Raw genomic sequence first — 13,212 nt, forward strand, 5'->3', positions numbered from 1 at the left:
ATTTATTTCTAGCTAGAATGATCTGCAATAATCACCCATTTTTTATTGATTTTCTCCCAAATCAACGTAAAATGACCTTCTAAATCTTCTTTCTCATCTCTTTTAAGATGCCATTTTCCAATTACAAAAACATGTTTTTTATCTAATTTTTTAAAGGATAAAATATCAAATTGAAGTTTTCCCATTGTTGCTGTATCAGGATATGATTTTTTATAACGATTCAAAGTAGCTTCATATCCATACGTAATTTCATTCTTTCCAATAAATTTTAAAGAATCAGATTGCCAATATCCATTCATAAATCCTTCTAAGTCGCCGTTATTCCACGCCTTTTGTTGATTCTGAAAAGTTTGCATAATCTGAGCTACATCTTTTGATTTCACAGTTTGAGCAAAAGAGGTTATCGAAAGAGAAAAAAGCAAAAATAAAATAAGAATGTTTTTCATGTAATTTAGAAGTTTGTGTTTTAACTGTCAGACATCTTTGAGATATACTGATAAGTTTAATTTTCAAAATGTCATTAAAACTTTGCCTTTCAAATTATTTTTTAATTCAAAAAATGGAGAATTTTTAGACTTTGATACATTTGCTTCTTTTCTAAATTCCCACTCTTGGTCAGGATAAAAGACTGTCAAATTAGCCTTTTGTCCTTCTTTAATTTGAGGTTGCTCTAGTTTTAGTAACTTTCTTGGATTGGTAGTAAATTTTTCTATTAATTCTTCTATACTCAAAATATGTTCAGTTTGCTTTCTGATAGCTGCAAAAGCTGTTTGAAAACTAATTATTCCAAATTCTGCCAAATCAAATTCTAGTTTTTTAGTTTCTTCATCGTGTGGATTATGATTCGAAACAATAACATCAATTGTATTATCTTTCAAGCCTTCCAAAATTGCCGTCGCATCATTTTGAGTACGGAAAGGAGGAAAAGTTTTCAAAAATGTATCAAAAATAAATGAATTTTTAGCCAAATATTCATCTAAAAAAGAGAGTTGATAGGCTGCTATATCACATGTTACGTTTAATCCTTCTTGTTTTGCTTTTCGGATAAGTTCTACACTACGAGCCGTCGAAATAGTAGAAAAATGAATTTTTCCACCTGTATAACGCAAAATTTCCAAATCTCTTTGAATCATCATTTCCTCAGCAATAGATGGCAAACCTTTCAAACCTAATTTTGTCGATGTAATTCCTTCATGCATGTGTCCATTAGCAAGATTTTTATCAGAAGGAAGTTGCATAACAAGTCCATCAAAAGCCTGTGCATACTGTAAAGCTCGCATCAAAACGCCTGTATGAGACACATTTTTCAAGCCATCCGAAAAAGCAACTGCACCAGCTTTATGAAGGTCATACATTTGCGTCATTTCTTGTCCCTCTGCTTTATGTGTAAGGGCTGCAATTGCTAAAAATTCTACTCTTGAATTAGATTTTTTATTTTCTTGTTCTAAAAAATAAACATTTTCTTTATTTTCTAAAGTTGGTTTCGTATTTGGCAAAATAGCAACTTGTGTAAAACCTCCCAAACTTGCAGCTTTACCTGCTGTGTTTAGCGTTTCTCTATGCTCCATCCCTGGTTCGGTCACTAAAGCACGCATATCGCACCAACCAACTGAAACAAAAGCATCTTCACAATCTATTTTTTTATAATTTATAGGAATTGTTATAGAGGGATTGTATTCTACTAGATGGGTAATTTTTCCATCTGCTATTCCAATACAAAATTCTTTTTTCGAATCATATTCTGAGTTAATGATTCTTACTTTTGGAAGCCAATGTGCAGTTGTTTGTTCCGATTGCATTTTTATAAATTAATAACTGTGATTTTTGGTATTTGATGCAAAGGTAAAAACTTTGTTTGAAAGTTTTGTCACAAATTGGCTAAGATAAAAGCAAATATTTATTTGTTTCTCATCAATCCATTAAATGAATCTCTATTGTTTTGCCACTAGAAAAGATACGTTTCCAGTTGTAAGTTGTAATAAATTTAATTCTGTTGTAAGGCAAATATACACTTCTTTGATTTTTTTCACTATTACCTTCTATTATAAGATAGTTTTCCTTAAAAACAAGTAATAAAGGAGCAGAAACATAAATAGAAGGCTTTTGTACAAGAGAATCTGTTGTTAGTATGTGTGTAATGAGCGATAATCCCTCAAAGTCTTTTGTTTTTAAACCACCTAAAATTTCTTGACACGAATTTTTATCTAATTGAGCAAATGTAGAAATGGAAGAAAAAAAATAAATGGAAATAAAAATAAAAAAAGAAGCAGATATTTTAACAAAGTTCATAAACGATAGATTTAGTAATTAATTTGAGATAAATTTATATTTGAGATGCTAATTCCTAAATTTGGTTGCACAAAATCATAAATTAATCCTATCTTAAAAAAATTACTTAATTTTCAATATTCAATTATGTCTCCTATTTTACTTTCAAACCTACTGATTACTAGCTTTTTAGTTGGACTTATTTGGTTTGTGCAAGTAGTTCATTATCCTATCTTTAAAGAAGTAGGCAAACAGAACTTTCAAAACTTCCATTCTGTGCATACTACACTGACAGGAAAAATAGTAATTTTACCTATGCTCATAGAACTTGGATTATCCTTTTGGCTCGTTTGGGAAGGATATGAAGTAGATTATACTCTTCAAAACAATTATGTAGGCGAAAGTATAAGAAACAGAATGAGTAATTTTTATTCTTTTTCTAGTATTGCTTTAGTCTTTACTCTTCTACTTTGGATTCTGACAGCTTGGATTTTTGTTCCTCTACATGGAAAACTAAGCAAAGGCTACGATATAAAAACTATCGAAAAACTTGTTTTTAGAAACTGGTTTCGTACTTTTTTTTGGTCTCTGCGACTTATTTTATTGATATACCTGACCTTAGAAGCTACCAACAACTTGAATTACATTGAATAATTTTCTTGAAATATTTTCTTTTGTTTTAAATACTCTTCATTGTCTTTTGCTAAAAACCATTTTTCTTTAAAAATTCTAGCAGATTCGGCTTTTACAGGGTCTTCTTCTTGACGTTCTAATTGAGGTCTTCCATGCGAACCACTTTGTCCTTTTTTATCTTTAGGAACTTCTCCTTTGTATTTTCTTCCTCCTTTATAATTGGCATATCTTCGTGAACGAGTATAGCCCATCTGTAAAAATTTGCGAGCCATATCTGCGCCTACAAAATCTTTTTCTTTCAAATATGACAAAAATAATTGATAAATCTTTTCAGAAGATTCTTTTGCTATTTCGGGAGTCTTGAATCTCCAATAAGGTAATATTTCAGATTTATAAGGCTCTACCAACAAAACACCTTGTTCTCCTTTACCGACAGCATACAACTCTGGATTTTTACGTAAATCAAGCTCTTTATAATTGCGTGAATAATCAAATTTCTTCATAATAGATTGCTTTTTTACAGAAGAAAACACTGATAAAATCAAATTGTTAAAAATATTTTAACAAAATAATCTGCTCTAAATGAGCGTATTAGCAAAATTATAATTGGAATAGTTATTGCAAAACAAAACCTTCTTTTGATACTTTACGTAAATATAACCACAAACACTTTAAGTCATAAATTTTAAAAACTAAAACTACTTTACTTAAAGATTAAACCTACTTTAAAATAAGTTTTGCATATTTGCATCTATTTACGACTTACTACAATAATAAAATAACAAAGCCATGAACGAATTAATCACACTTTTAGAAGCTCCCTATAATTTAGTTTATGGAGTATTGGGTGCAATTTCTATCGGAATTTGGCTTATGTCAGCAATTGGATTGTTTAGTCATAGTGCAATAGAAGGATTTTTTCCTCATCCTCATGTTGATATTGATGTAGATATAGACATGGATGTAGATGCAGACGGATTTTCTTTAGGCGATGGTTTTCTTGCTTTTTTGAGTGTCGGACAAGTTCCCATTTCAATAATACTTACCATCTTGTTTTTTATACAAGCAATTATTGGAGTTTGGCTCAATCAGTTTGCTATCAATCAGTTAGAATTATCTATATCTTGGCAGCTTTGGACAATGTTTTTTGTCAATTTTGGAATCTCTTTTTTTGTAGCTGTTTTTATTGCAGGTTTTTTATTAAAACCCATAAAACCTTTCTTTAGAGATTACGGAATTGTCAGAACTGCAAATAGCTTAGTAGGAAAAGTAGCCATTGTTTCTTCTTCAGAAGTTACAGACAAGTTTGGAACTGCTATCTTTAAATTAGATGGAGGAGATATTGTCGATATTTCTATCCGTGTAGCTGAAAAAGGCTCTGTATTCGTAAAGAAGCAAGAAGTAGTCATTGTAGATTTTGATCAAGAAAAAAATTTATACTTCGTGATGCTAAACTAAATGTATCACAGACTTCTAGTCTGTGTAAATGATAATATTTCAGTTGTTATTTCAAACCTTCAACAGACAAGAATGTCTGTTATACATTTTACTCCCATGTGAACTTTATATGCCTTCGTTTTTGCGAAACTTGTTTTCGTACTGCTTTTCTTTTGCCAATACTACATAAAATTTAGCAAAAATTAATAAAAATTCTTTTCTTGTAAAGGAGTCTATTCAATGAAAAGCAATCAAACTTATTTATCTACTTTTAATTTTAAAAAATATGAACGCAATTATTTTGCAATCAAATGGCATAAATGGTATGCCTACTTTTGTCTTTGTTGCTGCTGGTGTTATTCTATTTCTCGTTTTTATAGTAGGTTTGCTTAGAGCATTTCTAAAGAAAGCAAGTCCTGGTACGGCACTTGTAAAAACAGGTTTTGGACTTCAACAGGCATCTATTTCTACTAGTTCTGCAATTGTTATACCACTTCTTCACAAAATTGAAACAATTGATTTGACTGTCAAAACAGTTAGAATCAGAAGACGTGAACATGAAAGTCTTTCTTGTAAAGATGGTATCCGTGCAGAAGTTGAAGTTGATTTTTATATCAAAATTAATGCAATGGACGAAGATATTCGTCGTGTGGCAAGTGCTGTAGGGTGTGGAAGAGCTTCTGATATTAGTATTCTTAGAGAACTTTTTGAAGCGAAATTTTCAGATGCTTTGAAAACGGCAGGTTCGAAATTAACTTTTGATTCGTTGTACCAAAACCGTACAGAATTCAAAAAGGAAATCATGAAAGCTCTAGGAGAAGATGAAGATTCTGATGTAATTTTAAATGGATATAAGCTAGACGATGTGGCTATTCAGTATTTGGAGCAGCTTCCTCTTTCTCAACACGATGACCAAAATGTTTTGGATTCTCAGGGTATCAAGGAAATTGCACAAAGAACGGCATCACAAGCAGAGGCTGCCAACCTTCGCTTACGTGAAAAAGAAGTTCGTATCGCAGAGCAAAATCAAGCTGCCGAAACTCGTCAGTTAGAGATTACGCAAGATTTGGAATTTAAAGGTGAAAGACAAAAACGTGAAATCGCTGAAACGAGATCTAGAGAAAATGCTTTAGCTGAAAAAACAAAACAAGAGCAAGAATCTATCGAACAGCAAGCGAGTATTGCTAGAGAATTAGCAATCAGTTTGGCAAATCAGCAAAGAGAACAAGAATCGACTGTCGCTCAAAAGTTAAAAGAGCAAACAATTAGTGTCGCTGATGAAACCAAAGAAAAAGAGATTGAACTGGCTCGTATTCGTAGAGAAAGTGAAGTAGCTGAGCAGTTGCGTGAAAAACTCAAAATGCTAGAAGAAACGGCAAAACAAGAAGCCGAAAAAATTAGAGCAGAAGAGCAAGCAAAAACTGTTCAAGCTGTTGAGATAGCAAATCGTGATAAAGAAATCGAAGTAATTAGAGCAGAACAACAAGCACAAACACAGGTTACAAACCAACGTGTAGAAGCTGATATTAAAGCCTATAACTTGATTAAGAATGCACAATCAAAACAGGAAGCAGCAGATCTGGATTTGAAAACGGCTGATAAACAAGCTCAAATTGAAGTCATTGAAGCAGACAAAGAAGCGAAGAAAGAATTGATTGCTTTCAATGTAGATGTAGATGCAGAGGCATACCGTTTGAGAACAGTTGCACAAGCAAAATTAGAAGCTGCTGAGTTGGAAAGCAAAGCTGCTGAGTTGCAATCGCAAACCATCAAACAAATTGGAGAAGCAGAAGCACACGCACTTATGCTTAAAATTGAGGCTCAAAATAAAGTGGGTAAAAACCTTATTCTTGCAGATGCAATCAAAGAACTTATTCCTTTATTGCCTACAATTATGGAGAAACTTATGGCTCCTGCTGAGAAAATTGATAGTATCAAGTTCTTGAATATCAATGGAATGCAAGGAACAGGACAAAATGGAACTACAAGTGGCTCTGGTATAGGAGGTTTTGGTGGAAATGGTTCTTCGCCAATGCAAAGTATTATGGGAACGGTTATGGGAGTTGGAATGGCAGTTCCGATGCTCAAAGAAGTTGTCAAGACCATAAAATCAGATAATGAATATGGCGATGTTTTGGAAATGGTAAGCAGCATCCCAGGAGGCGAAAAATTGCTTAATTTCATTGAAAACTTTAATGAAGCTGAAAAAGCGAAAGAAGAAGCCAAAAAAGAAGACGATTCGGCTGCTGATGTTGAATACCTATAAACTTTAGTTTTTATTTAAACTAATTAACGTGAACTCGGAATTATAAAACAGTATTTACAGTTACTTAACAGATTAGATAAACTTTTCAGTTTGTTCTAACAAGGTTTGACTTTAGCTTAATAAAATCAGACTGACAAGTAAATACTGATATAAAAAAAATAATTATAATTTAAAATATAATTACAAGTTCACGTTAATAGTTAGGTATTACAAAATACTTTTGAAGTTATCTATACCAAATAATTTTAAATTTTCATTAAAAAAAAATAAACCATTCCATGAAAACAGCAGAACAACGCTTATTAGAGCAAGAACAAGAAATTCGTAATCTTAGAAAACAAAACACAACTTTAAAAGAAAAATTATCTGCTTTAGATGAAAAAGCTATTTTATTTGATACAATGATTGAGTTAGCAGAAAAAGAATATAAAATTTATATGCAAAAAAATGCAGATGCGAAATAGCAGTAACTCGGAATTTATAAACAGCTTCTTTTAAATTGTTTATAATCCACAAATTTAACTACAATTCATTAACACTCATTTTTTCTACTCTTAGAACTACGTTTGTAGTTTTGGGAGTTTTTTTGTTTATTGAACTAACTGTCGTTGAGGCGTTGCTACCAACGAGGATTTGAAATTTTTACCAATATATAGTTCCTACGGAACAAAATCGCAACAAACTACATCATATTTCCTAACTGTTCGCCAAATTTTCCTGCTGCCTCTAAACTTTTTTGAGCATTTTCCCATGTTTTTGGATTTATTGCTTTTCCTGCTAGTTTAGGAATGTATGAAGAACAATTTTCGACAAGTTTAAAAAATCCAGATTTATCTTTTTTGATATTTTTCTCTGCTTTTTTATCTCCTTCGACAGCTTTTTCTGCATCTTCTTCAATTTGTTCGGCTGCATCTATTGTCTTTTCTATGGTTTGTCTTGCTTCAATGAGTTGAGAGTTTTCGCATTCTTTATTTATTTTTTCCTCTATTTCTTGTTTTGCATAACCTAGATTACGCTGCAAATCAACCAAACTATTTTCAAAAGCTTTGAAATCAATTTGTTGTGATTGGTTTTGATTTTGTTGTGATTTTCCAAAATCTTTGAAACTATCCTTAATTCCTGCATCTACATTTACTGTAAGATGAATTCCTTTGTTCTGTTCGTCGTCTTTGAGAGTCATAAAATATGTATTTTGATTTGTGGTTTGAGATTTTGAATTTTCACTAGAGATAACTTTATTATTAGCTTCCTCAATAAGTGGATTTTTAGCTTGTTTTCCTTCCTCTTCAAAATGAGATTTTTCAGAAATAGTTTTTTGAGTTTCTTTTAATCTATATTTTTCTGCAAAGTCTTTTACTTCTACTTTTTTGTTGTTTACTGTTCTTACAAACTGATTATCATCTTCAATCTGTGTCATCAGTTTTTTCTTTTCCACAAACTCCTTTCCATCAAGCGAATAAAAAAACGTTACCTTTTCAGAAGGATTAGTTTGTGAACCTTCATCTAAAATTTTATTGAGTTCTTTTAGTATTGCTTCCAAAAGCTCATAGTTTTCAGTAGAAATATTGACTTCTTTCTTTTCTCTATCAAAAGTAATTAATGCTTTACTTGAAAAAATATCACTTTTCAAAAGTATTCCATCTTTCCATAACGCATTTTGTCCACTCAAACGCCCTAAACGACTTAAAAAACGCTCTGCAATTCCTTTATGAAAAAATTGAGGTTTGTAAATCATATAAAAACTATTTGGCTTATCCCACTCTATAAGTAAAGGATTAGGCTCTTCTAAATAATGAGGAACAATAAAAGTAGGATTTTCTAATTTCCAATAATATTGCTGCTCTTTACAAAAACAAATTTCAGAATTAACCATAAAATTAATAAACGTTTTGGCTTCTTCTTCTGAATATCCTTTTTCTATCCAAAGTCTTTTTAATCTTTCAGAACTTATTTTTCCATTTTTATCTTTTACTAAACCACTCGGTTTTAAGGCTTCATAAATGGCTTCGATTGCCCAGGTCTGATTGAGAATAATATTGTTAGATAATTGTGTATCATAATACAAAAAGCCTGTTCGATGCAAAAAAGTAAGTACCGTTTCGGCTTCTGATTCGCCTATTTTATATTTATCACAAAAATCTTGGTAATTCTGTTTTGAAATTTCATTTACTTTGGCTTTTTTATTTTTCACTCCTTTACTTAATTTTCTCAATTCATCACGCAAATCTGACCATTTTTTAGGAATTTTTGTTTTTATTCTTGTAGAAAGATTTGTTTCTGTTATGGCTTTTTTAATAGCTTCATCTAACTCTTCAACTCCTATTTTTTTCTTAGCTGAAAATGGTAAATAATTTTCTACTATATTTTCTTTGTACTTTGATTCTTCGCTAATATCTATTTGTTTATTTATTCTCTGTCTTTTTTCATCGCTGTCTTTTTCGCACTGACTATGCACCAAAATTATAGGACTATCAATAGCCAAATCTTGTGCATAATCTAACCAATAATCAAGATCTTGACGAATTTCGTATTCTTTCTCATCTGTTTCTAATGTCCAAACGATAATGTAAACAGCATCTTTGTCTAAAAAAAGACGATGCGTTCCATGATACACTTCTTGTCCTCCAAAGTCCCAAATATTTAAATTTACTTTTTCATTTCCTTCTAACTTGAAATCTTCCTTTCTTTCTATTGCAACTCCTTCTGTACGATCGCTAACATCTATTTGTATTTCTTTTTCCCAATCGCCAGTAGGATTCAAAAAACGATTCAAAAGCGTGCTTTTTCCTACCATTCCATTACCTAAAATGACTACTTTTATTTCTTTGTTTGGGACAAAATCTTGGTTTTGGAAATAATTTTTTAAGTCATTTAAACAACCATCTTTGAGATCTCTCAAGCTAAGCCACTCTCCAAAGAGTTCTCTAGGTATTAAAGTTTGCTTAAAACTGTTGTATAATATAAGGTTCTCAATTTGAGGATAATTAATTATCTCTTTTAGTAAAGAAATATCATTGAGATTTGTCTCAGCCAAATTAATTCTTTTAACATTTTCTCCATTTAGTATTTCTAGCCTTTCTAATGGTGTTTGGTTAATGACAATTCCTTCTAAATTAGGATTGTCAAATGATATATATTTAATTTTGTTATTTCTTAAGTCCACAAACCTAAGATGCTTTAACTTTTTCAAGTTTATTTTCTCTATTTTATTTTCACTTAGGTTTAACACTATCAAGTTCTTTAACTCTTCTACTAATGAAAAGTCGCTGAAAGTAGTGTTACGAATATTAAGACCGATGATTTTATTTTTTTTATCTAACATATAACTATTTATACCTACTATCTCTCGTATTACTTGTAAACTATATCTCTTTGTTAACTTAACAGAAAACTTTTTTTCTAACTCTAATATTTCCTTTGGTTTCTTTCCTTCTTCTTTATCCATTTTTCTTTGTTTTTAGATTTTTTATTAGCCTAACAAGAACAATATTTTTTCTATAAAAACAAAATGGTTTTTGGGGAAAATAACCGTCGTTGAGGCTTCGCCGTCAAACGAGGTTTTAAAATTATAATCCTCAACGACGGCAACGCCTCGTTTGACGGTTGTATTGAATTATATTTTTACGATTCTGTTGTGTTGATTATTTTAGATTTTATTGTATCTTGATAACCTAATTTATCATTCATTATAAACCGTTGTTGAGGCTACGCCGTCAATGAGGATTAAAATTATGGCATACAAAATACCTTTAGAATCTGATGAAATATATCACATCTATAACCGTGGTATTGATGGTTGTAATTTGTTCTATGAACAACAGAATTATACTTTCTTCTTAGAAAAATACGCTAAATATGTTTCTCCTGTAATGGATACTTTTGCTTACTATTTAACAGCGTACACAACTTAGAGAAAAACCTTCGCCTAAAGAAACGCATATTACGCTGAATCCTAGCCGACAGTTGGGTCATTTTTTTAATACGTATGCTAATGCCATCAATAAGAAGTATAAACGCACAGGCTCACTTTTTGAAGAAGCCTTCGAACGCAAAAAAGTAACTTCTGATTCTTACTTGACTACGTTGATAGATTATATTCATAAAACCCAGTCAAACACAGATTTACAAACGATTTTACAGATTATCCTTATTCTTCGTATCACAGTCATTTATCAGAAAAAAATACAAAATTAGATAGAGAATATGTTTTAGAATGGTTTGGAGGGAGAAATGAGCTTCAAAAATTTCATAGCCAAGAACAAGATTATGATAAAATAAAAGATTTGATAATTGAGTTTGATTGAAGAGTTAATTTCAACCGTCAACGAGGCTTTGCCGTCGTTGAGGATTATAACTGAATATAAAACCCTAAAAATCAAGGAACTAAAAATTAGTAAAAAACGCTAGAATAGTGTAATTTTGTAGAATTATTCTAAAATAAAAAGAATTTAAAAACACAGAAACAGAAATCCTATTTCTTCGCAGAAGAAACTAAGAAATTAACTGATAACTGTTCACTGATAACTGGTAACTGTTTATGTATGATGTAATAATAGTGGGCGCAGGACACGCAGGTTGTGAAGCAGCCCACACAGCAGCCACATTAGGCTCAAAAGTTTTGTTAGTAACAATGAATATGCACACGATTGCTCAAATGAGTTGTAACCCTGCTATGGGAGGCGTTGCAAAGGGGCAAATCGTGCGAGAAATAGATGCGTTAGGTGGAATGTCTGGAATTATTACAGACAAAACAATGATACAATTCCGAATGCTCAACCGTTCGAAAGGTGCTGCGATGTGGAGTCCACGTTGTCAGAGCGACCGAATGCGTTTTGCAGAAGAATGGCGAACAGCTTTAGAAAACAATAAAAATATTGACCTTTGGCAAGAAATGGTCGAAGGTTTGGTGGTGCGTGATGGACGAGTTTGTGGAGTAAGAACGCAATTAGGAATTGAGTTTGAAGGAAAAACAGTAATCCTTACCAACGGAACTTTCCTAAACGGACTTATTCATATTGGCGAAAAACAATTTGGAGGAGGACGTGCAGGCGAGCGAGCAGCCACAGGAATTACAGGACAATTAGTAGAATTAGGTTTTGAGGCTGGCAGAATGAAAACAGGAACGCCACCACGAGTAGATGGCAGAACTATCAATTACGAAGCCATCGAAGAACAAAAGGGCGACGAAAATCCTTCAAAATTTTCGTATTCTGATGAAACTACCTCTTTAGTAAATCAAAGAAGTTGTTATATTACTTATACCAATCCTAAAGTTCATGAGATTTTGCAAACTGGGTTTGAGAAATCGCCTATGTTTGCAGGACGTATAAAAGGACTAGGGCCAAGATATTGTCCTTCTATTGAGGATAAAATTGTTCGTTTTTCAGAGCGTGATAGACACCAAATTTTTGTAGAACCCGAAGGTTGGGATACCGTAGAAGTGTATGTAAATGGTTTTTCAACTTCGCTTCCGTATGAAGTTCAGCAAAAAGCATTGAATCAAATTGTAGGTTTTGAGAAAGCAAAAATGTTTCGCCCAGGATATGCGATTGAATATGACTTTTTCCAGCCGACACAATTAAAGGAAACATTAGAAACAAAACGTATTGAAAATCTGTATTTTGCTGGTCAGATAAATGGCACAACTGGCTATGAAGAAGCTGCTTGTCAGGGACTTATGGCAGGAATAAACGCCCACCAAAAAGCACATGAAAAAGAAGCCTTTACGCTTTCTCGTTCTGATGCCTATATTGGTGTTTTGATTGATGATTTGATTCATAAAGGCACAGATGAGCCGTACAGAATGTTTACTTCAAGAGCCGAATATCGTATTTTGCTCCGTCAAGATAATGCTGATGTTCGTCTTACGCAGAAAGGTTTTGATTTAGGTTTGGCTTCTGAAACTCGCCTTCAAAAAATGAAACAAAAAGAAGAAGAGGTAAAAGAAGTAATTAAAGTTTTGTCTAAAAGAAGTCTTGAATTAGAGGATGCAAATCCTGTTTTGGCAGCATTAGGAACGTCAGAACTTAAGCAAAAAGTAAAATCGATTGATGTTTTGAAGCGTCCACAAGTTCAGCTTTCTGATTTGGGTAAAATGGATAGTGAAATCGCTAATCTTTTAGAAAAATATTCTGTTTCTGATTCAGAAAATGGAAGTAGCACAAACAATAGGAATAATGAAGAGATTTTGGAACAAGCCGAAATTCAAATCAAGTATTCTGAATATGTGGAGAAAGAACAAAAGTTAGTTGAGAAAATGCACCGTTTGGAAGGACTTCATTTATTTGATGGTCTTGATTATCATTCTATGCCTTCGCTTTCTATGGAAGCACGTAAAAAACTAACTCAAATTCAGCCTCGTACATTAGGACAAGCATCACGAATTAGTGGGATTAGTCCTTCTGATATTTCGGTGTTGATGGTTTATTTAAATAGATAAATGTATGTTTGTCGTCGGTGAGGACATCGACAACGGCTAAGTTTTTTGGTAATCCGAAACAACTCTGACAATAGTTTGAAATAGAAAAAGCCTATTAGATTTTTATAATCTGATAGGCTTTTTTGTTATTTATAACTAAAGTTTGTTTATATAAAAACAACTCTTATTT

12 protein-coding genes are annotated in these 13,212 nt (G+C 32.1%); 7 read left to right on the forward strand and 5 right to left on the reverse strand.

The window, feature by feature from the left end:
* Positions 1–8: 8 nt before the first annotated feature.
* The 3 genes from V9L05_RS00120 to V9L05_RS00130 all read right to left on the reverse strand — a co-directional run bounded on the left by V9L05_RS00120 (position 9) and on the right by V9L05_RS00130 (position 2,289).
* A complete protein-coding gene (locus tag V9L05_RS00120; RefSeq protein ID WP_338813886.1) occupies positions 9–446 on the reverse strand; it encodes a nuclear transport factor 2 family protein in 438 nt (145 codons plus the stop codon).
* A gap of 63 nt (positions 447–509) precedes the next feature.
* Positions 510–1,799 (reverse strand): dihydroorotase, encoded by a 1,290-nt coding sequence (locus tag V9L05_RS00125; RefSeq protein ID WP_338813887.1) that lies wholly within the window; start codon positions 1,797–1,799, stop codon positions 510–512.
* 112 nt (positions 1,800–1,911) lie between these two features.
* On the reverse strand, positions 1,912–2,289 hold the full coding sequence (locus tag V9L05_RS00130; RefSeq protein WP_338813888.1) for a hypothetical protein: 378 nt from the start codon (positions 2,287–2,289) through the stop codon (positions 1,912–1,914).
* 126 nt (positions 2,290–2,415) lie between these two features.
* Between V9L05_RS00130 and V9L05_RS00135 the strand changes: the two genes are divergently transcribed.
* A complete protein-coding gene (locus V9L05_RS00135) occupies positions 2,416–2,922 on the forward strand; it encodes a hypothetical protein (RefSeq protein ID WP_338813889.1) in 507 nt (168 codons plus the stop codon).
* Here V9L05_RS00135 and V9L05_RS00140 read toward each other — a convergent pair.
* Positions 2,910–3,404 carry a DUF4385 domain-containing protein gene (locus V9L05_RS00140; protein WP_338813890.1) on the reverse strand — a complete coding sequence of 165 codons (495 nt, stop codon included), beginning with the start codon at positions 3,402–3,404 and terminating at the stop codon, positions 2,910–2,912. The genes V9L05_RS00135 and V9L05_RS00140 overlap by 13 nt on opposite strands.
* A gap of 286 nt (positions 3,405–3,690) precedes the next feature.
* Here V9L05_RS00140 and V9L05_RS00145 point away from each other — a divergent pair, with 286 nt between their 5' ends.
* The 3 genes from V9L05_RS00145 to V9L05_RS00155 all read left to right on the forward strand — a co-directional run bounded on the left by V9L05_RS00145 (position 3,691) and on the right by V9L05_RS00155 (position 7,068).
* Complete coding sequence (locus V9L05_RS00145) at positions 3,691–4,359, forward strand: hypothetical protein (protein ID WP_338813891.1); 669 nt, start codon at positions 3,691–3,693, stop codon at positions 4,357–4,359.
* A 265-nt stretch (positions 4,360–4,624) separates the two neighbouring features.
* Entirely contained in the window at positions 4,625–6,604 is a 1,980-nt protein-coding gene (locus tag V9L05_RS00150) for a flotillin domain-containing protein (protein ID WP_338813892.1), read from the forward strand.
* Positions 6,605–6,882: 278 nt separating this feature from the next.
* Positions 6,883–7,068, forward strand: a complete 186-nt coding sequence (locus V9L05_RS00155) for a hypothetical protein (protein ID WP_338813893.1) — start codon at positions 6,883–6,885, stop codon at positions 7,066–7,068.
* Between the two features lie 218 nt (positions 7,069–7,286).
* On the opposite strand, the gene V9L05_RS00160 is transcribed toward V9L05_RS00155, so the two are convergent.
* A complete protein-coding gene (locus V9L05_RS00160) occupies positions 7,287–10,049 on the reverse strand; it encodes a COR domain-containing protein (RefSeq protein WP_338813895.1) in 2,763 nt (920 codons plus the stop codon).
* Positions 10,050–10,335: 286 nt separating this feature from the next.
* On the opposite strand from V9L05_RS00160, the gene V9L05_RS00165 reads away from it, so the two are divergent.
* The 3 genes from V9L05_RS00165 to mnmG all read left to right on the forward strand — a co-directional run bounded on the left by V9L05_RS00165 (position 10,336) and on the right by mnmG (position 13,043).
* Entirely contained in the window at positions 10,336–10,515 is a 180-nt protein-coding gene (locus V9L05_RS00165) for a hypothetical protein (RefSeq protein ID WP_338813897.1), read from the forward strand.
* Positions 10,516–10,567: 52 nt separating this feature from the next.
* Positions 10,568–10,798 (forward strand): hypothetical protein, encoded by a 231-nt coding sequence (locus V9L05_RS00170; protein WP_338813898.1) that lies wholly within the window; start codon positions 10,568–10,570, stop codon positions 10,796–10,798.
* 343 nt (positions 10,799–11,141) lie between these two features.
* Positions 11,142–13,043 carry a tRNA uridine-5-carboxymethylaminomethyl(34) synthesis enzyme MnmG gene (mnmG, locus tag V9L05_RS00175; RefSeq protein ID WP_338813899.1) on the forward strand — a complete coding sequence of 634 codons (1,902 nt, stop codon included), beginning with the start codon at positions 11,142–11,144 and terminating at the stop codon, positions 13,041–13,043.
* Positions 13,044–13,212 lie beyond the last annotated feature (169 nt).

The organism is Bernardetia sp. Wsw4-3y2 (assembly GCF_037126295.1).
In the GTDB taxonomy this organism is placed as follows: domain Bacteria; phylum Bacteroidota; class Bacteroidia; order Cytophagales; family Bernardetiaceae; genus Bernardetia.

What these genes read in the sequence shown, in the direction of transcription:
- V9L05_RS00155 (WP_338813893.1), top strand. Translation starts at nt 6,883, where the DNA reads ATGAAAACAGCAGAACAACGCTTATTAGAGCAAGAACAAGAAATTCGT.
- V9L05_RS00125 (WP_338813887.1), bottom strand. Translation starts at nt 1,799, where the DNA reads ATGCAATCGGAACAAACAACTGCACATTGGCTTCCAAAAGTAAGAATC.
- V9L05_RS00140 (WP_338813890.1), bottom strand. Translation starts at nt 3,404, where the DNA reads ATGAAGAAATTTGATTATTCACGCAATTATAAAGAGCTTGATTTACGT.
- V9L05_RS00135 (WP_338813889.1), top strand. Translation starts at nt 2,416, where the DNA reads ATGTCTCCTATTTTACTTTCAAACCTACTGATTACTAGCTTTTTAGTT.
- mnmG (WP_338813899.1), top strand. Translation starts at nt 11,142, where the DNA reads ATGTATGATGTAATAATAGTGGGCGCAGGACACGCAGGTTGTGAAGCA.
- V9L05_RS00160 (WP_338813895.1), bottom strand. Translation starts at nt 10,049, where the DNA reads ATGGATAAAGAAGAAGGAAAGAAACCAAAGGAAATATTAGAGTTAGAA.
- V9L05_RS00120 (WP_338813886.1), bottom strand. Translation starts at nt 446, where the DNA reads ATGAAAAACATTCTTATTTTATTTTTGCTTTTTTCTCTTTCGATAACC.
- V9L05_RS00150 (WP_338813892.1), top strand. Translation starts at nt 4,625, where the DNA reads ATGAACGCAATTATTTTGCAATCAAATGGCATAAATGGTATGCCTACT.
- V9L05_RS00165 (WP_338813897.1), top strand. Translation starts at nt 10,336, where the DNA reads ATGGCATACAAAATACCTTTAGAATCTGATGAAATATATCACATCTAT.
- V9L05_RS00145 (WP_338813891.1), top strand. Translation starts at nt 3,691, where the DNA reads ATGAACGAATTAATCACACTTTTAGAAGCTCCCTATAATTTAGTTTAT.
- V9L05_RS00130 (WP_338813888.1), bottom strand. Translation starts at nt 2,289, where the DNA reads ATGAACTTTGTTAAAATATCTGCTTCTTTTTTTATTTTTATTTCCATT.